Below are 22,664 nucleotides of genomic sequence, written 5' to 3'. Positions count from 1 at the left end.
GTAGGAAGTGGGTACCCGGCGCCCACCGAGGGCTCTCGCCCGCGGCTAAGGCCGTTTTCAACGCCCCGCTTGCTAGCGACGCGGTAAAAGAGAGAATGGGACGGCTCCAACCCATCTAAGTGTCAGGAGCCCTCCCGCGATGCCCGCCTCTGATCGCCTCCCTCCGACCCTCGCGGACAAGATCTCCGCCGAGGGGCTCACGTTCGACGACGTCCTGGTCGAGCCCCGCTACAGCGGGATCATGCCGTCGGACGTCGATGTCTCGACGCGGCTCACCAAGCGGATCCCCCTCGGGGCCCCGCTGCTCAGCTCGCCGATGGACACCGTCACCGAGCACCGCATGGCCATCGGCCTCGCGCAGTTGGGCGGTCTGGGCGTTATCCACAAGAACCTGTCGATCGAGGACCAAGCCGCCGAGGTCGAGAAGGTCAAGCGTTCCGCCAACGGCATCATCACCGGACCGGTGACGCTGCCGCCCGAGTCGCCCGTTGCGGCCGCCCGCTTGGCGATGAGCCAGTCGAATGTTTCTGGCGTCCCGATCACCGACGCTAGCGGCAAGCTCGTCGGCATCCTGACCCGGCGGGACCTGCGGTTTCTAGGCCGAGATGACCTGCCGATCGGCGAGGTCATGACCAAAGACAACCTGGTCACGGCGACGGGGACTGTAACGCTTGCGGAAGCTGAAACGATTCTGATGGAGAAAAAGGTCGAGAAGCTTTTGCTGGTTGACGACAACTACAAACTGACCGGCCTGATCACGATCAAGGACGTCGACATGATGCGCCGCTTCCCACAAGCGGCGCGCGACGATCGGGGCAGGCTGCGTGCTGGCGCCGCTGTCGGCGTCCACGACTACGAACGGGCCGCCGCGCTCATCGCGAAGGAAGTCGACTTCCTCGTGGTGGACAGCGCACACGGCCACTCGAAGAACGTCATCGACACCGTCAAGGAACTCAAGAAGCGCTGGGACATCGACGTCGTCGCGGGGAACGTGGCGACAGCCGAGGGGACGCGTGACCTGATCGCCGCTGGCGCCGACGCCGTTAAGGTCGGCATCGGACCGGGCTCGATCTGCACGACACGCGTCATCTCGGGGATCGGCGTCCCGCAGATCACGGCGATCGCCGCGGCCGCCCACGCGGCCCAGGGGACCGACGTCACCATCATCGCGGACGGAGGCATTCGCTACTCGGGAGACATCACCAAGGCGATCGCCGCGGGGGCCAACCTCGTGATGATCGGCGGCCTCCTGGCCGGCCTCGATGAGAGCCCCGGCGAGCGGATTCTCTACCAAGGCAGGACGTACAAGACTTATCGCGGGATGGGTTCGCTCGGCGCCATGGTCAAGGGCTCCAGCGAACGCTACCGCCAGAACGACAAGGACAACTCGGCCGGCAAGCTCGTCCCCGAAGGGGTCGAAGGGCGCGTCCCCTACAAGGGGGAGCTGCACCCCTTCGTCTACCAACTCGTCGGGGGTCTGCGGGCCGGCATGGGCTACTGCGGCACACGAACCATCCAAGAGCTGCGCACGGAAGCGCGGTTCATCCGGGTCAGCCCGGCCACGGTTAGGGAGAACCACCCCCATGACATCGCCATCACCCAAGAGGCGCCCAACTACAGCACCGAACACTTCGGTGGTGAGTCGGCCTGACGCGTCGCCGGCGCTCGCCGCCGCGGCGTACCGGTCGGTCGATCGGGCGACACGCAGCCTCCAGCGCGAGCCGCTCTGGCTCCCCGCGGGCTGGCTAGCGGTGGTGCTGATGCTCGCCGCCGCGGCGCCGAGCTTTGGAGCGCCCGGCTCGACCGACGGCTGGCGTGCCCGGGGGACGGCAACAAAGAGTCATCAAGCGTCGCGCCACTCGAGCAACGACTCGCTGTTCGCTACGCCCCAAGCGCCCGCGATCCGGCAAGTGGCTTATGAGGACGACCTCGCCGGTCCCGCGCTGCGGACCGCGGGGCGCATCCCGCACAACACGTTCTACGACGGCGAGTACCGCGTCGCGCAGAACCAGGGCGGCGACAACTCGCTGCGGGATTCGTTCGAGCGCCCCTTCGGCGTCCAGGACAACGAGTACCCCGCGGACGGCGGCCGCATGAGCCCCGAGGCGGACGAGGCCGACCGGCTCTTCGACGACATGCCAGCCGATGACATCCCGTTCGACGAGCCCGGCACGACCACCGAAGAGATCGAGCCCGGTCCGACGTTCGAGGACTCGCCAACCTTCGAAGACGAGACCAGCCGCCGCGCCGGGTCGGCGTTCGACGAGCCCGCGCCGCTCCCCGAGCGCGTCGAGGCCGAAGGCATGGACCCGCAGCGGGCCGAGCCTGTTGTCCCTGGTCGCACGGGATCAGGGACGATCGACCTGACGCGTGACGAAGCGATGAAGAACTGCTCGGACGAGCTCGCCGCCCTCAAGGCCAGCCGCCTCGACTCGATCGACCTCAACATCGGCGTCTCCGGCGCCGAGGGCGAAGACTTCCCTTTCCTCTGCTCGCTCGACGACGGCTCGGTCTTCGCCCCACGGCAGTGGTGTGAGATCACCTACATGTGGAAGGCCTCCGGCCTCTGCCACAAACCGCTCTACTTCGAGGATGTCCACCTCGAGCGTTACGGCCACTCGTGGGGCCCGTACGTTCAGCCGCTGGTGTCGGGCGCCCACTTCTTCGGTTCGTTGCCGGTGCTGCCGTACAAGATGGGCCTCCAGACGCCGAACGAGTGCGTCTACGCCCTGGGCTACTACCGCCCGGGCAGCTGTGCGCCGTACATGATCGACCCGATCCCGTTCACGTGGCGGGCCGCTCTCTACCAAGCGGGCGCAACCGTTGGTGTCGCCGGAATCCTGCCCTAGCGGGCGGCTACCGGAGGGGCTGAGAGGCTGAGGAACTAAGGGAAGACACAGGCGAGCCGTAAGCGTCAGCGCCAGGAGTGGTTTGGGGCTAGGGCTTTAGAAGACCTAGGCGTAATGTTTAGGGCCCGATAATTGCTACTGCGAAGCAGTCGCTATTTACCCTCAGCCCCTAATCCCTCAACCCCCTAGCCCCTCGCTTTGCACGTCCGCCCGATCCAATTCGGTTCGCTCGAGTACGCCGCTTACTGCGACTTGCGGCATCGGTTCCTGCGCGAGCCGCTCGGCTTGCGTCTGACGCCGCATGACGTGGAGGGTGAAGAGACGCAGCACCTCTACGGCCTGTTCACCGAGGAGCCGGGCAACGTCACCCATCTGATCGGCGGCTTGATCGGCAAGGCGGACGACGACGCCACGCCGCGGGCCGACACGGTCCGCTTGCGCCAAGTGGTGGTGAGCCCCGACTGGCGTAGCCAAGGTGCGGGCCGGCAATTGCTGCTCCAATCGGAACAGCTGCTCGTGAAGGAAGGCTTCCGCCGTTTCGCGCTCTACGCGCGCGAAGACGCGGTCGGTTTCTACCTCCGCAACGGCTACCAACCGACCGGCAAAAGGGCGGAGTTGATCGGACTGGAGCACGAACTGCTGGAGAAATACGCTGAAGGCTGATCTCTCGCGGCGGCTCAAGTAGACCCGCACTTGCAGCTCTTACCGTAAGAGAAAATCGCCACGCCGGTGCACAGAGTCGCCAAGCCCGCCAGCCAGAGCCGCTTCGCTGTGCGTGCCGAGGCTTCCAGCGCGTCCTCCATCTCACGCCGCAACGCCGCATCCTTCTCGAGCAGCCGGACGAGTGGGATCGGGTTTTCAGGGATCGGAACGCCGCGGAGCTTCGCTTCGGAGAGCTTCTTGTAGAGTCGCATCAAGTCCGCATCGACCGCCGTTAGTCTTGCGGCCTGCTCTTGGCTCCAATTAGCGGCCGGAGGAAACAGGGTGGTCCAAACGTAAGACAGGGCGACCAAAGCCAAGCCGAGAGTGATCGCGCACAAGAGCAGGCTCCGTTGCGCTGGCACAGTGATGATCTCTGGTTAACGGTTGGCTTGTGGGACGCCGAATTCCCCCTCCTGATCTCCTTCACTATCGTTGATGGAAACCGCTCGGGCGAAAAGGTAGGGATCAACGTCATCGCCAAACCAGCGGACACTCCCGTCCACTTGCGACGTGTTGACTCCGCCGACGTGGTTGCTGCGCGGCGAGACAAAACCACCACTGCCATCGTAGCCGCAAGGCATCTTCTGCGCCGCCGCTTCGGTCTGGACCTGGGTAGGACACGAAGCCGCGCGCACCGAGTCGTACTGGTAGATTCCGCCCGGCACGGAGTTCGGCGTGTTGGCGTTCGACGCGCCGGCTCGCTGCTCTTCCGGCGAGTAGACTTGCATCTTGCGGCTCCCGTCCAGCGCATCCGGACAGGAATAGGTGGCCACCCCGGCGACCTGCTGATGTTGATCGACGGCGAGCAGGGCGGTCCCGGCTAAACCGATCGCCCAGGCGCCGCGCTCGTCGATCTCCGACTCGAGCGTTCGGATCTCGGCGAAGATGACGGTCCGCGCCGTGCCGTCGGTGATTTTGGCGAGCTTCATGGGTCGCTCGGCAATGGCTCCGGGGTACCAACGCAGGCATTCGATGTGGATCGGGCTGACGTAGCCGGCGTAGTTCGACTTGCCGAAGCGCTTGTTGTTGTTCAGCGCCGCGTTCTGGAAGAAGCGGCCCTGGGACTGGTCGCTGGGGCAGAGCATCGTCGCGATCTGCACGGTCTGCGGGCCGATCGGGTCGGTGGCGACGCCTGTCTCGCCTGGCTGCTCGTCCACACCGAGCGTCAAGTCGAACCGGTCGTAGAGCGACTGCTCCTCCATGTACGGGAGCATCGGCACGAACATGCTGTAGAGATCGCCGGCGCCGGGGTAGCTACTGTTGTTGGTTCGGTAGACGAATCCGTTCCCGAACCGCCCCCCCGTAGGAGCGTCGGAGCCGAAGTTGCTAATTGCCGGCAGACCCCCGCGGGCCGACTCATGATTCAACGCAGCGAGCGAGAGCTGCTTGAGTTGGTTCTGGCAAGTCATCCGCCGTGCCGCTTCGCGCGCCGCCTGTACGGCCGGTAGCAACAGCGCGACGAGGATTCCGATGATCGCAATGACCACCAGCAACTCGACGAGCGTGAAGCCGCTTGACGGCTGTCGACGCGAAGAACGAAAGCTAGTTGGCCGAGAGGAAAACATCGTAAGTTCTTGCAGGCGTTAGTAGTTCGAGTGGCGAATGGTGGTGAAGGAAGGGCCCCCGGGAATGGCTCGGGGATGACGGCCGGACGGGGTGTACGACATTCCTTGATCCGTGGTTCATCAGGTCGATGTCTCCGTAGGCCCGTCGGTCGTTATTGAATGAGCCGGCCTTCGACTTCTCCTTCCCCATCGTCAATGCTAATCAGTCGGGCATAGAGATAGGCGTCGATGTCGTCCCGGAGGAACGTCACGCTGCCGTCGCAGTTCGCCGCATTGACGCCAGAGGGGTGGAGGCTGCGAGGAGAGGCGTACCCCGAGTTCTGGCCCCCCGAAGCGGAGCACGGCATTCCGTCGGCAAGAGCGCCCGTCGTGTCGGTGCAGCCGCGGATCCAGTCATAAGCGATCGTGTTGCTCTTCGAGTTGGGCGTGTTGACCGAAGACGCATCGCCATTTTGCAACACGGGTTCGTAGGCGTCGTTGCGGCGGATGCTCGGCAAGGGGTCGGTGCAGGCGAAGGTCACGGAGGCGTCAGGATTGTCCGGGTCCGCCCTGTGCATGTCCGCCGCCAGCAGCGAGGCGCCGGGCAAAGCGAGCGCCCAGACACCGCGGACATCTTCTTGATTGTCGCGGGTGCGCACTTCACCCAGGAGTAACGTCTTGCTCACGCCATCGGTGATCTTGCTCAACCGACGGATCTCCTCGCCGATAGCGCCACGGAACTGCCGGAGGCACTCGGTATGGACGGGGCTGATGTAGGCGGCGACGTTGCCCTTCGCGAACCGCCTACCCTGGTTGAAGGTCTGCGAGCCGAGACCACCACCGCCGGTTGCCTGAAAGAAGCGGCCCGATGCGTTGTCGCTCGGGCAGAAGAGGGCGCCGATCTCCGCGGCTTGAGGGTCGATCGGATTGTTCGAAGCATCGACCTGATTGTCGATCGCCCGGGTCTGGTCGAACTGGTCGTAGATCGCCTGCTCTTCCATGTAAGGGAGCGTCGGCACCACCCAACTCGTCATCGCGCCGGCGACGCCGAACACCCTGGCGTTCGCTGGGTTGACGATCAGCGCGCTGCCGTTGGCTGCGTTGGGGTTCGACTCCTCGAACTCCGAGATCGGCGGCAACCCGCCTTGGGCGGATTCGAAATTGATCATCGCCAAGGCCGTTTGCTTCAGCGCATTCTTACACTGCGTCCTTCGCGCCGCTTCGCGTGCCGCTTGTACCGCGGGCAGCAGTAGAGCGACAAGAATGCCGATGATCGCGATGACGACCAGCAGCTCCACCAGAGTGAAGCCGGTGCGTCGCGCTAGAGTCATCAACGAGACAGATCGGGGATAGTTCACGCCGGAACTCCTGGAGGGGTCGTGCGTGGACGCCGAGCGGATCGACGTCGTGAGGCGGTGGCAGCGTGAGCAACTCAACATGCTCGCGTATCCCCAAAGGGAATCGCGTCAAATAGCCGGATCGATTGTTCCTCACGGGCTGTCGCCTGTCGGTCCCGAACGGGACTTCAGACCGTGAGAGATGAGAATTCGACGCACGCAGGGCAGGACGAAGGGCCGACCTGCGAGAATCGTACGCGCTTTAAGCTAAGCGGGTATGCAAGAATCACCAAGTTCTAATGCTCGTTGCATTGCGCACTTACCCGCCTCTCTTTGCGCAGAGAAGCTTCGATTATCGCCGTTGAGCGAAAAAAGAGTTTGACGTTCATCTGCCACCTCACTAGCTTGCCATGTGGTTGGCGATTCTTGCCGGTCTTGGGTTCTGCTCAGCCGGCGAGTCGGAAGAAGAAGCAGGCAATTAGTTAGCGCTGTTCCGACATTCCCTATCGAGGGAGACGTCTCGCGCTATCCGCCCTCTTGCAGCTGCTTGTGGTGTCTTCTTCGTTCTAATGTCTTTCTGACGCGCCCCGCCTCCGGTCACCAGGATTGTGCCCCCATGCTTTCGATTAACCCGAAATGCGCGGTTAACTTCCGGCTGTCAGCTGTGCTGACGATGGTTTTGTCGCTTGCGAACGTCTCGGTGTCGCAAACGGTGGTTTACACCGACTCCTTTCAAAATGAAGAGACTTTGCTCACGAGTGGCGCGGTCAGCACGACCGGTTGGGTCTTCAATCTCGACCACCCGAATCAGAGCGACGCCCGCTTTGGATACGACTACTCGTTGCTGCAAATCCCCGAGGCGCCACGGTCGGCCGGCGGCGACGCTCCTCAGCGTGGGGTGGCGCTGAGGACGAACGTCGCCGCCGGGAACGTCGATTCGGCGGGCGTGTCGCTGGCGAACGCCGACTTCTCGGGAAAGTACATGGTTGAAGTCGATATGTGGCTCAACTGGTCGCTGGACGAGACGCAGATCGGTACGACCGAGCACGCAGGCTTATTCGTCGGCACGGACACCGTCGCGAATCCGGTGAACCCCGATTTTCCCTCGTCGCGGGGCGCCGGCATGATCTTCAGCAGCGATGGCGATTGCAGCAATTGCGACTTCATCCTCTTGAAGAATGAATCGGAACTCGACACCTTCAGCGGCCAGTACTCGGTCACCGACTTTGGCTTCGGAAATCAAAACGGCTTCGACAATACCGATATCAACACCGACCCGCTGAATGGCGAATTAATCGACTTGCCGGCGATCTTTCCGGAGTTCTCGATCCCGCTGAATCCCTCGTTCACTCAACCGGCAGGCGCCGTGGGTTTCCAGTGGCTTACGCTTACGGCGGAAGTCGATCCGAGCGGCGGATCGGGTCCCGGTCCAGTGAAAGGCACGACCAAGTTCACCGTCACGAATGCGTCGACAGGGACGAGCTTTGTCCTCGGAACCGTTGATAACACCATCCTCGACGATCCGGACGATGGCATCGCCACCGGCGAAGAGCCGGTCGATATGGAGGGCCAAGTTACGCTCGTGCTTGTTGACTTCTTCACTAGCGTCGGCCGCGACCTCAACGAGGCGACGGTTGTCTTCGACAACCTGGTGGTCACTCAACTCCCTGACGGGCTCGACGGCGACTACAACAACGACGGTTCCGTCGATGCGGCCGACTACACCGTCTGGCGAGACGGCAACTCTCCCGACAGTACGCAGGCCGGTTACGACTTGTGGGCGGATAATTACGGGGCGACCGCCCCGCCCAGTAGCGCGCAATCCGTCCCCGAGCCAGCCAGCATCGCCGCCGTCGCGCTCGCGATGTTGGGTGGCCTGATCGCGGGACGCCGTTGCAGCTGAGCTAGAACGCAGCGGAAGGGAAGAGCAGCAAGATTGGAGACAGGCGAAGAGGGGTCTTTAGTCAGGCGAGGCGTTGATTGGCGATTTGTCGACCTGCGGAGCGGCAGTTTGATCTTTGGGCGAGTGTGACGCGTCGTCGCTCCCCCTGAACCTTCACCCTGGATAGATCTCATGAAGCGAACGATGTGCGCCGCCTTGGCGGCGCTGGCCTCAGCAGCAGTTCCGGCTGCCGCGGCGCCACTGTTTACCGAGAATTTTGACACCAATGCAACAACACGCTGGTCCACACCGATCGTCGATGCCGAGATCGGCGTCTTTGACGGCAGCGTCATCTACGGCTTTGACTACACGCCGATTGGCATTCCCGCGGCGCCAAACGGGGGTGGCAAGGCCCTCTTCATGGAAGTGAACCTCAACAACCAGACGGGCGCCCAAGGCGAGTCGGTCGTGATCCTCGCCAACGACGTGACGTTGCCTAGCGGCAATTTCAAGCTGACCATGGACGTCTGGTTCAACGTCGAGTCCTCGAATGGCGGCACAACCGAGTTCGGCGTTTTCGGCGTCCACGCCGCTGCGCCGAATGACCCTACGAACGATGCGGTCACCGATGATGCCCCTTTCCAGTTCGGTATCAGCAACGGGAATGGCCTCTCGTGGATAGCGTCGGGCGATTCCGGGGCGTCGAATGACTTTGTGCGATTCGTCGACCCTAACAACGCTGGTGGCGGCAGTCAGCTCAACTTGGGCAATTACGACAGCCGACCACCAATCCCCGGTCTAGCCGACCAGAGCGGCCTGGGCCCGCGTAACACGTGGATCGAGGTGGGGATCGAGAAGACCGGTTCCACGTACATCTTCTCGATCAACGGCAGCCCTATCGATACCTACGAAGATGTCGGCGGCGTCCTGAGCGGTGGGACCATCATGGTAGGCTACAACGACGCCTTCAACTCGGTAGCCGACCTGAATCTCCAACCCGGCCCAGACCCGAACCCCCTCGTTGACGACGGGCTGTGGGAAGGCGACGAACTCTTCGGCAGCGCGCACTTCATCCTTATTGACAATATCGTACTCGTTCCCGAGCCCACCTCTGCGACGCTCGGCTTCTTGGCCTTTGCAGTCTTCGTGGCACGTCGTCGCTCCTAACCGAGCAGATTCTCTACCAAACGAACCAAGCCGGCGGCGGGATGTTCCCGCCGCCGGCTTGGTGTTTGTTTCGAAGCGATCGACGCTGGCTTACAGGCAGCCGTCCATCCCGAGGCGCATCTTGAGTTCTTCGAACTGCTCGACATAACGCTCGGTCGTCGAGTGGACGTGTTCCGCCTCGGTGATGAACCGCAGCTGCTCGTCGCAGTCGACGTGGTGGTCGATCAGAATGTTCTCGTACGCCGACAGTTCGTTGCCGTAGACGATCAATAGCTTGTGCTCGTCGAGCTGCACCTCTTGCGGCAACCGTGGGTTCAGCACGGCGACGCCGGTGCAGCCGTCGTTGAGCAGCAGGTCCTCGAAGTCCCACAGGATCGACTGCAGGATCGGCATGTCGATGTGCTCGCGGTACAGGTCGGTGTGACCGCCGCCCGAGCAGGTGTGGCTGGTCTCAAGCACGACATCGACCACCGGGCCCAGCGGCTCGAGCAGCTCCATGAACGTGTCGATCAGCTGCGACTTGGTCGCCGACGCCATCAGCACCGGCACGTCACTCCGCGAGTCCTCGTCGCGGTAGGTGTCGTGGCGGAAGCCCTGGCGCGGCACGACCTCCAGCCCGAAGCTCGGACGGATCGCGTCGGTGAGCTCGAACTTGCCGTAGCGCGAGACGGCGAGGTGCGCCTCGAGCTCGCGCTCGGAGACGGCCTCGAACGAGCTGGCCAGCGAAGCGGTCGCCGTAGCGACGCCGCCGCCGTTGGGCAGGTCCGAGTCGTCGAAGACGTTGTTGAAGAAGCTCTTGAGGAATCCCATGGGGGTCGCTCGGTCGTCGGGGGTCTCTACTACGGGATTGGCGTCGACAGGGCCGACGCCATCGGTCCACAGCAGCCCCGGCGTCGGGGCGTCCTGAACCGCACCCAACCGTAGGTCACGACAAGCTGCCGCCAGCAACGAACGGTTGCGTGCCCCCGAACTGCCCCGGCGGGGCGCGGCAAAACCGGCACGATCCGCCCCCGAATGCCACCCGCTGCGGGGGGCCGTGGATCGTGTGTTGAATCGAGGCAACACGGCTGCGCGACTGGGAGATTCGCCGGGCAACGACTAGGCTCCCTACACAGGGGGCGGGACTCCGTCAGGCAGCGCTTTTCCAGCCCACACACCAGCCCACTCACGATTAGCCCACTCACGACCACCCAGCCACGATGAAGATCTACACCAAATCCGGCGACGCCGGCGAAACGGGCCTTTTCGGGGGCGGTCGTGTCCGGAAGGACCACCCGCGGATCGCCGCCTACGGCACACTCGACGAGCTCAACGCTACGCTCGGCGTCGCCCGCGCCGAGCTGGCCCGCTCGACCGACCTCGACGCGGCCGCCGCCTCTGGGTTCGACGCCTTGCTCGGGACCCTACAGAACCGCCTCTTCGACCTCGGCGCCGAGCTGGCGACGCCAGACGCTCAGGAAAAAGGTCTCGAGGTCATCCAGCCGCGGCACATCGAGGACCTTGAGCGGGCGATCGACCACCACGAATCCCAGCTCCCACCCCTCCGGCAGTTCATCCTCCCCGGCGGGACGGCTGTGGCGGGCCAGCTGCACGTCGCCCGCTGCGTCTGCCGGCGGGCCGAACGAGAGATCGTCGCCCTCTCCGGCGTGCACCCGCTGCGGGACGTGCCGATCCGCTACGTCAATCGACTCAGCGACCTGTTGTTCGTCCTCGCCCGGGCCGCCAACCAGATGGCCGGCCAGGCGGATGTCCCCTGGGAAAAGGCCGCCGACTGAGGGCCCGCTGTCCCCCCGCGGTGCTTATGCTACGATCGGAGCCGTCCATGGTCCGTAGATACTAGCCGTCGGGCCGCCAGCTGGCGCCGCACGTTCCGCAGGGAATCGACATGAAGAAAATCGAAGCGATCGTCCGTCACTACAAGCTGGAAGACGTCAAGAACGCCCTCACCGAGCAGGGCGTCGCCGGCATGACCATCACCGAGGTCCGCGGCTTCGGCCGCCAGAAGGGCCACACCGAGATGTACCGCGGCACCGAGTACGCCGTGGATTTTGTGCCGAAGGTGAAGCTTGAGGTCGTCGTCGATGACGACCGGGTCCAAACCGCCGTGGACGCCATCCTCAAATCGGCCCACACCGGGCAGATCGGCGATGGCAAGGTCTTCGTCTACAACCTCGAGAACGCGGTCCGTATCCGCACCGGCGAGACGGGTGGCGAGGCGCTCTAGTCGACGGCCTTCACCCCCTCATTTCTCCCCCGTGGGTCCCGCCGCTCCGCCGAGGGTCGTGACTTGAGAGCGTCCGACCAGCGTAACGACGCCCCCCAGCCGATGGGGCCGGCGAACCCGCACGCGCGGATCCCGCCCTACATCGCCGAAGCCAAACACGAGCTCCAAACGGCTCGCGATAAGATACGGCTTGCGCACTCGCTAGGTCTCCCGGCGGTGCAGGTCTGTGCGCGGCTCACGTCGGCCGCCGACGCGGTCGTCGTGCGGCTGTGGCGCGCGGCGGCCGAGACGCTGTCGTCCGCTGACGCCGGCAGGCTGGCCAGCGAGTGTGTGCTGGTCGCCCACGGCGGGTACGGTCGCCGGCAACTGGCGCCGCACTCCGACATCGACCTGATGGTCCTCCACACGACGGCCGGCGCCGATGTAGCGGAGACGCTCTCTCGCCGACTCACGTCGGAGCTGTTCGACGTCGGCCTCGACCTCGGCCACAGCCTCCGCACGCCCGAGCAAGCGGTCCAGCTCGCCAAGCGCGACGCGATGATCGCCACCTCGCTCTTGGAGTCGCGCCACGTCATCGGGTCGCAGCCGCTCTACGAACGGTTTAGCGAAACCTTCCGCGCAGCCACCCAGCGCCGCGGCGCCGCCGCCTGCGCCGAGTTCGTCGAAGCCCGCCGCGGCGAACGCAAGAAGTACGGAGAAACCGTCTACCTCTTGGAGCCGAACATCAAGCGTTCGCGCGGCGGGTTGCGTGACATTCATTTGTTGCGTTGGCTGTGGTTTGTGCAGCTGGGCGTCAGCGATCTCGACCGCGTCTTCGCCGCCGGGGCGTTGTCGAAGTTCGACCACCACCGGCTCACCACCGCACGCGACTTTCTGCTGCGGGTCCGCAACGAACTGCAATTCGGCGCGACACAGGCGAGCGATACGCTCAACCGCCATGAACAGCTCCGCGTCTCCGCGGCGCTCGGCTACCAGGGCAGCGAGGCGTTGCGACCGGTCGAGCAGTTCATGCGCGACTACTTCCGTCACGCCGGCTTTGTCTGGTTCCTGGCCCGCCGAGTTTCGGACCTGACGACACGCCGCCGCACCGTTGCGCGGGTGATCCAGCCGGTGTTGTCGAAGTCGATCACCAACGATTACCGCGTCGGCTTCGGCGAGATCGCCGCCACCGAGGCGGGCCGCACCAAGCTCGCGACGAGTGTCGAGGAGGTGTTGCGGATGCTCGACCTCGCGCGGCAGCACGACGCCTGGATCGCCCAGGACACCTGGTACGCCGTCTATCGCAGCGCGCACGACTTGCCGGACGACCTCTCCGCCGCGGCCGCAAAGCGATTCATGAAGGCGCTCAAGAAGCCCGCCGGCCTCGCCGAGTACTTGCGTCGCGCGCATGACCTAACGGTGCTGGAGCGAGTGATCCCCGCGTTCCGGGAGGTCCGCTGTCTGCTGCAGTTCAACCAGTACCACAAGTTCACGGTCGATGAGCACAGCCTCCGCGCCGTCGAGGTAGCCGCGGCGTTCGCCGAGCGGCAAGACACGCTCGGCGCCGCGTATCGAGAGATTGGCGACCCGGCGCTGCTGAACCTTGCGCTGCTGCTGCACGATGTCGGCAAGGCCCGCGAAGGGGACCACAGCGTCGTCGGCGAGCAGATTGCCTTGGAGACCGCCGCACGACTCGGATTGAGTGACGAGCAGTCGCAGCGCCTCGCCCTGTTGGTGCGGCAGCACCTCAGCATGTCGCATCTCGCGTTTCGCCGCGACACGAGCGACCCCGCTGTCGTCGCCGACTTCGCCAAACTCGTTGGCTCGCACGAGACGCTGCGGATGCTGTTCGTGCTCACGTGCGCGGACATGGCGGCCGTCGGACCGGGGGTGCTCAACGACTGGAAGGTCAACGTCCTGGCGGACCTCTACTCCAAGACGGTCGACCGTCTCGACGACCGCGACCAGCCGAGCGACGACCGCCGCAGCGCCGTCCGCACCGCGGTGTGGGACTTGCTCAACGCCGACGAGCGCGAGTCGCCGCTTTATCACGAGTTGTTCGAGTCCCTGCCCGAATCGTTCTTGCCGACCCGGTCGCCCGGGGCTCTGGCGGGCGTCTTGCGACGCTTGGCGCGCGTCATGTCGGGCGACGCCCCGCCGGCCGACAGCGTCGCCAAGCACGGTGTCGACGCCTGGGGCGGCTACGAAGCGGACGACTCGACCGTCGAGATGGTCGCCGCCGTCGCCAATGGCGCGGGGCGCGGCGTCTTCTCCAGCATGGCGGGCGCCCTGTCGAGCAAGGGCCTCGGCATCCTCTCCGCCGAGACCGCGCTGCTCGCGCACGATGTGCTGCTACTCCGCTACACAGCCGAAGACCCCAACGCCGCCGGCAACGCCGCCGAGGCCAACCGCCGCGTGCGCGGCATCGCCACCGCGATGGTCCACTCGGTCGACAGCACCGAACCGCCAAAGCTCCCGCAGGTCTGGGGCGCCGACAAAGCCCGCGCCGCCCGCGCGCTGTCGGGCATGCCCAACGAGGTGCGGATCGACACGTCGCTCTCCGACGACTGCGCGATCATCGAGGTCTTTACGATCGACCGCGCGGGCCTCCTGTACGACCTCGCCCGCACGCTGCACGAGTGCGACCTCGTGATCCGCTTCGCGAAGATCGCCACCTCGCTCGACCAAGTGGTCGATGTCTTCTACGTCACCCGCCGCGACGGCGGCAAACCAGCCGACGACGAGCTGTTGGGCGAGGTCAGTCGGCGGTTGATGGATGTGATTGAAGGGGAAGGGTGACAGCGGCTATGTCGATCCGCGATCTACGCCGCCGCTTACGACCGGTAGTTGAGTCAACGCACACTCGATCGGGTCGTCTGTTCACCACTGTCGTGCAAGGCTTGATCGTCGTTTCGATGATCACATTCGCGATCGAGACACTCCCCACTTTATCGCCGAGCTGGCGTCATGCTCTGGAAGTGTTCGAGGCGGTTACCGTCACGGTCTTCGCGATGGAGTACCTCTTGCGATTGTTTGTCGCGAGTAGGCCAATCAAGTACGCCACATCGTTTTTCGGCGTTATCGACTTTTTGGCGATTGCACCGGCCTTGCTTGGGATCGCCTTCGACGGCAGGACAATTCGCGCGTTACGGCTCGTCCGACTGTTACGGCTCTTCAAACTGGCTCGCTACAACGCCGCCGTTCGCAGGCTGCACTTGGCTCTAAAGATTGCTTGGGAAGAATTGGTGCTCTTCCTAGCCGTGGCGCTGATTTTGTTCTTTGTCGCAGCGGCGGGGATCTATCAGTTTGAGCACGAAGCGCAACCGGAGGCGTTTGCTTCGATCTTTCATTCGCTCTGGTGGGCGGTAGTGACGCTCACGACGGTCGGCTACGGCGACGTTTATCCAATCACCGTCGGCGGACGCGTGTTTACTTTTTTCGTGCTGCTGGTGGGGCTCGGGGTTGTCGCAGCTCCGACGGCAATGGTGGCGAGCGCGCTCACGAGGGCAAGGCAGATTGAAGACGATCGTGAGATCGAAGAGGTGGGCGTTTAGTTAAGCCGTTCACGCCATTTAGAAGGATCGCGTGCTGTATGCAGGACGCCAGCAAAGTAGATCGTGTCTCCAGTAACTTCAAAGAGGACTACATATGGGAACCGACTGAGCTGAGCGTATCTCGCCTCGGCGAAGTAACGCCCGTAATGCTGCGGATTTCGTTGGATGTCGGCGACCTTTGATTTGGCCTCCCTAACTAGGGCGTCGCCAAGGCTCCGCGACCGGCGGTCGTACCAAGATGCGGCTTCTCGGATGTCGCAGTCGAAAAGCGGATGGAATGCGACTTGCTTAGCCACGGCTCAAGTCCACCCGTCTCCAGACTTCTTCTTCTGTCAGATTGGCGGACGGGTTAGCCTTCATCTCCGTCAGTCGCCGGGACGCTTCCTCCTTAACCCACTCGGGGAGCGGCAGCGGCTCGCCCGAAGCGCCGATGTCGTCCCAGAGTCGCTCGACAAGATCGAGCTTCTCGCCGATCGGCAAACCATATAACTCGTCGAGATTCATTGCGATCACTTGGAGACTTGAGGAAATGACACCATCCATTATCTGTCAGGCTCAAACCCCCGTCAAACTCGCCCGTGGCGGCCCCCCCGCCCGCCAACTAAACTAAAGGGCTTGCTCCAATACCCTGGCCCCTATCCCCTCAGCCCCTGGCCCCTCCCAAAGATGCTCCGCTACTGGACCGCCGGTGAATCGCATGGCCAGACGCTCCTCGCCCTGGTCGATGGCTTCCCCGCCGGCGTGACGCTCGACACCGCCGGCATCGACGCCGACCTCAAGCTCCGCCAAGGGGGCTACGGCCGTGGCGGGCGGCAACGCATCGAGACCGACACCGTCCAGGTCCGCACCGGCATCTGGCACGGCGTGTCGCTCGGTTCGCCGATCGCGCTGGAAGTCGTCAATAAGGACTACAAGCTCGAACGGCTCGAAGACCTCCCGCGCCCCCGGCCCGGGCACGCCGACCTCACCGGCAGCATCAAGCACCTCGGCGGCATCCGCCCGATCCTTGAGCGCTCCAGCGCGCGCGAAACCGCCGTCCGCGTCGCCGCTGGCGGCTTAGCGAAATTGCTCCTTAAAGAATTCGGAATCGAAACCATCGGCTACGTCGTCGAACTCGGCGGCGAGCGGATCGAACCTGTCGAGGGGACGATCGCCGAGCTCCGTGCGATCCGCGACAAGAGCGAGGTCTACGCCCTCAACCCCGAGCGTGACGAAGCGATCAAGGAACACATCAAGACGACCGGCAAGGCGGGCGATACGCTCGGCGGCGTCGTTGAAGTACGCGTTGATGGCCTGCCAATCGGCCTCGGGACGCACGCCCAGTGGGACCGCAAGCTCGACGGCCGCCTCGCGCAGGCAGTGATGGCGGTGCAGGCGATCAAGGGCGTCGAGATTGGCCTCGGCTTCGAGGCGGCCCGCCGCCCCGGCTCGAAGGTCCACGACCCGATCCACTTCGACGAGTCGCAGCGCGACACGCCCAACCTCGGCTTCACCCGCCCTACCAACAACGCGGGCGGCCTCGAAGGCGGCATGACCAACGGCCAGCCCCTTATCGTCCGCGCCGCCAAGAAGCCGATCAGCACGCTCGCCAAGCCGCTGGCAAGCGTGAACCTCCAGACAAAGGAGGAAGACGTGGCGAGCTACGAACGCTCGGACGTCTGCGCAGTTCCCGCCGCGAGCATCATCGTCGAAGCGGTAGTCGCGTTCGAGATCGCGGCCGCCCTGGTCGATAAGTTCGGTAGCGACAGCCTCGAAGAGATGAAGGCTCGCTACGAACTTTTCCTCCAGATGGCAAGGCAACGCTAGCGCGAAGTGGGAAGTCGGAAGTTGGAAGTGGGAATGACGGGCCGAACGGCCTGCTTCCCGTATCTCCCACTTCCAACTTCGCACTTCCCACTTCGATCTATGCTTCTCGAAAAGACCCAGCGCCGCCTCTGCCGCTTGCTATTCGTTCTCGGCTGCGTGCTGCCGACGCTAGCGGTGGCGGGTTTTACTTCGGGGCGGTTGCGGCCGTCTTATGCGGACGAGTTGCTAGCGGTGGTTGGTGAACGTCTCGGCGCCAGCATCGCCTATGAATCCCTGGCGACGCCACGGCCGGGTGTCTACGAGCTACGACGCGTCACGCTCGCTAGCGTCAACGATGGTCGCGAGTTCGCCACCTGTGACGCAGTGAGAGTGACGTTGGGCAACGGTGGCGTGCAGTTTGCCGCGAAGAGCGTCTCGGTCCGGCAACCCGCCGACGCTTGGGCCCTGCAGATGCTCCAGTCGGGCGTTGTCGCGGAAGGCCAGATCGCCACGCTCTCGGTCGATGGCTGCGACGACTACCAACGAGTGACCGCCTCGCTTGCGCGGGGCGTCGCAGAACTCGCTTGCGCAGGCGGCGACACGCTCGTCGCCAAGATCGATAATGGCGTCTGTAACGCCGAGCTTCAAGCATCGCGCCCCGTCGCCGTGGTCTGGATTCCTTGTCGGTCGCTGCACGCCATTGCTGTTCAGCGCCATAGCTTTGCCGGCACGCTTACCGCAACAACGCCGCTCGACGGCGGCCCCGTCTCCGGCGCCATCGACGGTCGCTTGGAACTTCACTCGATCGGCTTTGACTGCCTCAAAGCGGAGCGCGGCGCCGTCGACGCGTTTGAGCTCACTTGGCACGGCGAGAAGATTGAACGCTTCGCAGGTCGCCTCGACTTGCGCGATGGCTGGCTGGCTCGTCCGCTTGTCGAAGGCATGAGCCGTCATCTATCGATGGACGTGTTTCAACCCCTTTGGGATCGATACCAGGACCCCACCCAGCATGCATGGTTTGAATTTACCCAGCTGGCGTGCGAAGTCGAACTCGACAGGAACGGCCTCATCATCGTCGCCGGCTGTGGCGAGATCGACGGCGAGACACGCAGCGGCGCCGTCGCCCACGCCGTCGTCGAGCACGACGGCGAAGCCCTCCTCAAACAGCCCAGCCTGCGTCCGCTACCGGTGCAGCGCCTCGTACAAGCCTGGCGCCCCGATGAAGTTGCCGAGCTCCCGGCTACGGCCGGCGCTATTGAGATGGCGAGCCGTCTGCCGGGGATGTCGTCGAAGTAATCGCTAGCGAAGCTAGCGATCTGGCGAGCCGGCGACATTATTCGTCGGTGGAACCTGAGTACCCGCTTCACACCGACGACTAACGTCGCCGGCTCGCCTTTGTCTTGCTCGTGTTGCTGGCAAACCGCTTCGGGTGCTAAAAGACGACGCTCCCTGTCCGTCTTCCGTCCCGCCCCATTGCGTCTATGCCTTCACCCGGCGACCCGCTGCTGTTCTACAGCGGCGCCGCGATGTGCCTCGTCGTCGCGGGGCAAGCGGCGATTGGCGCGGCGGGAGTATGGCGTTCGCGCCTCCAGCGGCGATTGCAAAGCGACGCCGACGCGGAGGCGTTTCGCATCGAGGTCCACGCCGCCGCCGAGTCGGCTCGCGCGCGGCTCGCACGCAAGCTCGCTTGGGACGGCCGCCGCCCGCTGCGCGTCTCGGCAGTCGTTGATGAAACTGCCGACGTGAAGTCGCTGTTCCTCACCAGCCCCGACGCCCGGCCGCTGCCGCGTTTCATCCCGGGTCAGTACCTGACGCTCTCGCTTCCGGCGGGGCCGGGCGGCAACGAAGTGGTGCGTTGCTACTCGCTCTCGGACCGACCGCGGCCCGAATACTACCGCCTCTCGATCCGCCGTCAGGACGCCCCGCCGAACCCACCCGACGTGCCCGCCGGGGTCGCGAGCTGTTGGCTGCACCGCCACGCGCGCGTCGGCATGACGATCGAGTGCGAGGCGCCCAAGGGCGCGTTTTTCTACAACCCCGGCGAGCCCCGGCCCGCCGTACTGATCGGCGCCGGCGTAGGCGTGACGCCGCTGGTGTCGATGCTAGAAGCGGTGCAGCACGCGCGCATCAACACGCCGACCTACGCCTTCTTCGGATTCCGCGACGGCGCCTCGCATCTCTTCGCCGACGCCGTCAACGCAATCGCCGAGGCCAATCCACTCGTGCGGCCGCATTACGCCTATTCGAAGCCCTCAGAGAACGATCGCCTCGGCGTCCATTATCACTCGCGCGGCCATGTCTCGCTCGAGCTGCTGCGACGTGAGCTCCCCTCGAACAACTTCGACTACTACCTCTGCGGACCCGGGCGCATGATGCAAACGCTTGTTCCGGAACTGCTCGACTGGGGCGTCCCGGAGGACAGCATCCACTTCGAGGCGTTTGGCCCCGCCAGCGTCACGACGAAGTCGGGCGCCTCGCTAATCGAGAAGGCGCTCGGTAGTCCGGTTTGCTTCGGTGCAGGGACGACGCCAATTGTCTGGGACGGCGCCAAGGGCTCGCTGCTCGAAATGGCCGAGGCCGCGGGCGTGCCGATCGGCGCCGGTTGCCGCGCGGGCAACTGCGGCGCGTGCCGAGTTCGCATCCTCGACGGCAAGGTCAACGCACTCCGCAAGCCGGGCGTCGTGCTCACCTCAGGCGAATGCCTGGCGTGCATCAGCCTGCCCGAAGGACCCGTCGTGCTCGACGCCGACGCCGTTCCGGCAAAGGGGGGAAGGAACCCGTGAAACTTACACGCTTACAAGCGGCGTTGTTCCTCACGATCGTCGTGGCGTGCGCCACGGCGGCGATCGCGCAGCCGCCACAGGAGCAGCACTTCGATCCGGCTAAAGTCATCGGCGCCGATGGGTGCAAAAAGTGCCATGCGGCCGAGGTCGATCAATGGCTGCGTACGCCGCACGCCCAAACGATCGATACGCTCCATCGCAAGCCCGAGGCCAAGGCGATCGCCGACCGGCTCGGCATCCGCAGCGTCAAACGCAACGAGACCTGTGTCCGCTGCCACTACACCGAGCGCGAAGAGCGCGGCCGCGTGCGGATCGACTCGGGCGTGTCTTGTGAGTCGTGCCACGGCCCGGCGACGGACTGGGTGCAACTACACGCCGAGTATGGGCCCGGCGTGACACGTGAGACGGAATCGCCCACCGCCCGCCAACAGCGACGGTTGGCGAGCATCTCGGCCGGGATGAACAACCCCTCGAATCTCTACCTGATCGCCCGGCAGTGCCTCGACTGCCACACGACGCCCGACGAGCAGCTTGTCGACGTGGGCGGCCACCCTGCCGGCAGCACCGACTTCGAACTCGTCGCCTGGTCACAAGGCATGGTTCGGCACAACTTCGTTCGTTCGAACGGAACGACGAACGAGCCCAGCGCCTTACCACGCGTGCGCGTGATGCACGTTGTCGGCCTGATGACCGACCTCGAATACAGCCTCCGCGCCGTCAGCAAAGCCACGGGCAGCGGAACGTTCGCCCGCACCGCCGCCGCCCGCGCCGCCGCGCGCAAGCAAGCGCTGTGGGAAGTACAACGGCGTCTCGATGACCCAATGATCCAGCCCGCGCTCGACGCCGTATCGACACTCGAACTCAAACTCGGCAACGCCGCCGAGATCAACAAGGCCGCCGACGCCATCAGCGACGCCGCCTACGCGTACGCCGAACGCGCCGACGGCGCCCGCCTCGCCGCAATCGACGACCTGCTGCCACCACCGAACAAATACAAGTAATCGAACCTGTAGGAGGCGTCTCCAGACGCCGATTACGCGCACCACGCCGATTCGGTATGGACACCGTAATCGGCGTCGGGAGACGCCTCCCACAACAGACCTTCCCTATCGTACTACCCACCTACCGTCCTAACCCACTCCTCATGCTCGAAGTCGCCCGACCACGCCCGGAGCGCTGGGACAAGCCGCTAGACGCGGCCATGTCAACGCGCATGGTCGATCGGCTCTTGGGCGTGCCGCCATTCGTGGCGATGGACCCTGCGGCGTTCCCTCGCTCGACGCCGTTACGTGAGATTCTGCGCAACGACACGCGCGTTGTGCCATTCAAGCCTGGCGAGATCGTTGTCCGGGAAGGGGACTACGGTTCGTCGGCGCTCCTCGTGCTCGATGGGCTGGTTCGAGCCACGCTCGAAAGCCTTCCTCCGACGACGCTCGGCCGCACGCCGATGCGCCGTGGCGCCGCAATGGCCCGCGCCGTCGCCCGACTGCTTAAGCGTCAGGGCCCGCCGGAAGTTCGTGCGATCGATTCGGTGTCCGTATCGCCGACGCACCCCGGCGTCGGGGTGTTCGTGCAAGACCTGCCGGCTGTGATCGAAGCGACTCGCGCCGTCGCACTCGGGCCGGGCGAGCTGTTCGGTGAGCAAGCGGCCATCACCCGGTCGCCGCACACGGCGACAATCATTGCCGAGACCGACTGCGTTCTCCTAGAGATTCGCTGGCAGGGTCTGCGGGACTTGATGCAATGCACCCCGGCGTTGCGGCAGCACATCGACTTGCTCTTCTATCAGAACCATCTCGATGGTCATTTGCGTAATACGCCGCTGCTGGCGAATCTCGACGCGGCCGCGTTGGCGCGGGTCAAGGACTCCGTGTCGTTCGTGTCGTTCGGCTCGTTCGACTGGTCGGCGACGGCAAAGCTCGACGCGACGTCGGATCCAATCGAACGCCTCCGTCGCGAACCGATCGTTGTCGAGGAAGGGACGCCGGTTGAATCCGTACTCCTGGTGCGCGGCGGAGTGGGACGGCTCACCAGCGCGCTGGGCGAGGCGCACCGTACGATTGCTTACCTGGGTAAAGGCCGCACGCTTGGCGCCGAGGAGCTTTGCCTCGCCGACGAACGGAACGAGCCGGCGATCTGGCGTCGCTCCTTGCGCGCCGTGGGGCGGCTCGACGCGATCGCGATTCCGCCCGACGTATTCCTGACCGAAGTGGCGCCGACGATCTCCGAATCGCAGCGTAGCCGCTGGCGAGAGCGATCACGGCATGAAGACTCAGTCTATCAACCTTCGCCCGGCGCCCCCTCTTCACGGACGCTCGATTATCTCGTCGATCGCCGGCTCGTGAACGGCACGCAGTCGATGGTCATCGACCTCGACCGCTGCACGCGCTGCGACGACTGTCTCCGCGCCTGCGCCGCCACGCACGACGGCAACCCGCGTTTCACGCGCGAGGGCCTGCTCCACGATCAGTTGCAGTTCGCACAGGCGTGCATGCACTGCGTCGATCCGGTCTGCATGATCGGCTGCCCCACCGGCGCCATCCATCGTGACGAAGAGACCGGCGCTGTGCGGATCAACGACGGAACGTGCGTCGGTTGCGGGACCTGCGCCAACAGTTGCCCATATAGCGCGATCCAGATGGTCGAGATCCGCGAGCCGGCTGGCGCTATCGTGATCGACGAAGCGACCGGTCAGCCGCTGCTGCGTGCGACGAAGTGCGACCTGTGCGTCGACGTCCCCACCGGCCCGGCGTGTCAGCACGCCTGCCCGCACGACGCCCTGGTCCGCGTCAACCTGACGACGCCGACGACGCTCGCCGCTTGGAGCCAACATTAACCGCAAGGCCCAGGTCCGCCGC

Annotated in this window: 20 protein-coding genes; 14 read left to right on the top strand and 6 right to left on the bottom strand. The window is 64.6% G+C overall.

Annotation, left to right across the window (positions count from 1 at the left end; translation table 11 throughout):
- Positions 1-139 precede the first annotated feature (139 nt).
- The 3 genes from guaB to Spa11_RS20300 all read left to right on the top strand — a co-directional run bounded on the left by guaB (position 140) and on the right by Spa11_RS20300 (position 3,512).
- The gene (guaB, locus tag Spa11_RS20310; protein ID WP_145116198.1) at positions 140-1,651 is read left to right on the top strand and encodes an IMP dehydrogenase; all 1,512 of its coding nucleotides are present in this window, start codon (positions 140-142) and stop codon (positions 1,649-1,651) included.
- The gene (locus tag Spa11_RS20305) at positions 1,638-2,849 is read left to right on the top strand and encodes a hypothetical protein (protein ID WP_145116196.1); all 1,212 of its coding nucleotides are present in this window, start codon (positions 1,638-1,640) and stop codon (positions 2,847-2,849) included. Before guaB ends, Spa11_RS20305 begins: the two co-directional genes overlap by 14 nt.
- Before the next feature lie 198 nt (positions 2,850-3,047).
- Positions 3,048-3,512, top strand: coding sequence for a GNAT family N-acetyltransferase (locus Spa11_RS20300; protein WP_145116193.1), 465 nt, complete (start codon positions 3,048-3,050; stop codon positions 3,510-3,512).
- Between the two features lie 14 nt (positions 3,513-3,526).
- On the opposite strand, the gene Spa11_RS20295 is transcribed toward Spa11_RS20300, so the two are convergent.
- From Spa11_RS20295 to Spa11_RS20285, 3 genes are all read right to left on the bottom strand, one after another.
- On the bottom strand, positions 3,527-3,913 hold the full coding sequence (locus Spa11_RS20295; protein WP_145116191.1) for a hypothetical protein: 387 nt from the start codon (positions 3,911-3,913) through the stop codon (positions 3,527-3,529).
- A gap of 15 nt (positions 3,914-3,928) precedes the next feature.
- The gene (locus Spa11_RS20290; RefSeq protein WP_145117083.1) at positions 3,929-5,116 is read right to left on the bottom strand and encodes a DUF1559 family PulG-like putative transporter; all 1,188 of its coding nucleotides are present in this window, start codon (positions 5,114-5,116) and stop codon (positions 3,929-3,931) included.
- Between the two features lie 152 nt (positions 5,117-5,268).
- Positions 5,269-6,453: a DUF1559 domain-containing protein gene (locus Spa11_RS20285; protein ID WP_261342275.1), complete on the bottom strand. Its 1,185-nt coding sequence runs from the start codon at positions 6,451-6,453 to the stop codon at positions 5,269-5,271.
- A gap of 595 nt (positions 6,454-7,048) precedes the next feature.
- Between Spa11_RS20285 and Spa11_RS20280 the strand changes: the two genes are divergently transcribed.
- Positions 7,049-8,335 carry a PEP-CTERM sorting domain-containing protein gene (locus Spa11_RS20280; protein WP_145116185.1) on the top strand — a complete coding sequence of 429 codons (1,287 nt, stop codon included), beginning with the start codon at positions 7,049-7,051 and terminating at the stop codon, positions 8,333-8,335.
- A gap of 171 nt (positions 8,336-8,506) precedes the next feature.
- Complete coding sequence (locus Spa11_RS20275) at positions 8,507-9,481, top strand: hypothetical protein (protein WP_145116182.1); 975 nt, start codon at positions 8,507-8,509, stop codon at positions 9,479-9,481.
- 90 nt (positions 9,482-9,571) lie between these two features.
- Here Spa11_RS20275 and Spa11_RS20270 read toward each other — a convergent pair whose 3' ends face one another.
- Positions 9,572-10,291: a hypothetical protein gene (locus Spa11_RS20270; RefSeq protein ID WP_197529544.1), complete on the bottom strand. Its 720-nt coding sequence runs from the start codon at positions 10,289-10,291 to the stop codon at positions 9,572-9,574.
- Positions 10,292-10,680: 389 nt separating this feature from the next.
- Here Spa11_RS20270 and Spa11_RS20265 point away from each other — a divergent pair, with 389 nt between their 5' ends.
- The 4 genes from Spa11_RS20265 to Spa11_RS20250 all read left to right on the top strand — a co-directional run bounded on the left by Spa11_RS20265 (position 10,681) and on the right by Spa11_RS20250 (position 15,238).
- Positions 10,681-11,256 carry a cob(I)yrinic acid a,c-diamide adenosyltransferase gene (locus Spa11_RS20265; protein WP_145116180.1) on the top strand — a complete coding sequence of 192 codons (576 nt, stop codon included), beginning with the start codon at positions 10,681-10,683 and terminating at the stop codon, positions 11,254-11,256.
- A 110-nt stretch (positions 11,257-11,366) separates the two neighbouring features.
- On the top strand, positions 11,367-11,705 hold the full coding sequence (locus Spa11_RS20260; protein WP_145116177.1) for a P-II family nitrogen regulator: 339 nt from the start codon (positions 11,367-11,369) through the stop codon (positions 11,703-11,705).
- A 63-nt stretch (positions 11,706-11,768) separates the two neighbouring features.
- Entirely contained in the window at positions 11,769-14,483 is a 2,715-nt protein-coding gene (glnD, locus tag Spa11_RS20255) for a [protein-PII] uridylyltransferase (protein ID WP_145116175.1), read from the top strand.
- An 8-nt stretch (positions 14,484-14,491) separates the two neighbouring features.
- The gene (locus Spa11_RS20250; RefSeq protein WP_145116173.1) at positions 14,492-15,238 is read left to right on the top strand and encodes an ion transporter; all 747 of its coding nucleotides are present in this window, start codon (positions 14,492-14,494) and stop codon (positions 15,236-15,238) included.
- Here the strand turns inward: Spa11_RS20250 and Spa11_RS23660 are convergent.
- Together Spa11_RS23660 and Spa11_RS20240 are read right to left on the bottom strand one after the other, a co-directional pair.
- Positions 15,235-15,534, bottom strand: coding sequence for a type II toxin-antitoxin system RelE/ParE family toxin (locus Spa11_RS23660; RefSeq protein WP_145116170.1), 300 nt, complete (start codon positions 15,532-15,534; stop codon positions 15,235-15,237). The two genes, Spa11_RS20250 and Spa11_RS23660, sit on opposite strands and share 4 nt — an antisense overlap.
- Positions 15,527-15,742: an addiction module protein gene (locus Spa11_RS20240; RefSeq protein ID WP_145116167.1), complete on the bottom strand. Its 216-nt coding sequence runs from the start codon at positions 15,740-15,742 to the stop codon at positions 15,527-15,529. Before Spa11_RS20240 ends, Spa11_RS23660 begins: the two co-directional genes overlap by 8 nt.
- A gap of 162 nt (positions 15,743-15,904) precedes the next feature.
- Between Spa11_RS20240 and aroC the strand changes: the two genes are divergently transcribed.
- From aroC to Spa11_RS20215, 5 genes are all read left to right on the top strand, one after another.
- Positions 15,905-17,044, top strand: coding sequence for a chorismate synthase (aroC, locus tag Spa11_RS20235; protein ID WP_145116165.1), 1,140 nt, complete (start codon positions 15,905-15,907; stop codon positions 17,042-17,044).
- A gap of 99 nt (positions 17,045-17,143) precedes the next feature.
- On the top strand, positions 17,144-18,319 hold the full coding sequence (locus tag Spa11_RS20230; protein ID WP_145116162.1) for a hypothetical protein: 1,176 nt from the start codon (positions 17,144-17,146) through the stop codon (positions 18,317-18,319).
- Between the two features lie 185 nt (positions 18,320-18,504).
- Positions 18,505-19,806 carry a 2Fe-2S iron-sulfur cluster-binding protein gene (locus Spa11_RS20225; protein ID WP_145116159.1) on the top strand — a complete coding sequence of 434 codons (1,302 nt, stop codon included), beginning with the start codon at positions 18,505-18,507 and terminating at the stop codon, positions 19,804-19,806.
- Positions 19,803-20,807 (top strand): cytochrome c family protein, encoded by a 1,005-nt coding sequence (locus Spa11_RS20220; RefSeq protein ID WP_197529543.1) that lies wholly within the window; start codon positions 19,803-19,805, stop codon positions 20,805-20,807. Before Spa11_RS20225 ends, Spa11_RS20220 begins: the two co-directional genes overlap by 4 nt.
- A 143-nt stretch (positions 20,808-20,950) precedes the next feature.
- Positions 20,951-22,642: a cyclic nucleotide-binding domain-containing protein gene (locus tag Spa11_RS20215; RefSeq protein ID WP_197529542.1), complete on the top strand. Its 1,692-nt coding sequence runs from the start codon at positions 20,951-20,953 to the stop codon at positions 22,640-22,642.
- Positions 22,643-22,664 lie beyond the last annotated feature (22 nt).

The organism is Botrimarina mediterranea, assembly GCF_007753265.1.
GTDB lineage: Bacteria > Planctomycetota > Planctomycetia > Pirellulales > Lacipirellulaceae > Botrimarina > Botrimarina mediterranea.
This window is presented reverse-complemented; position numbering and strand designations above follow the sequence as displayed.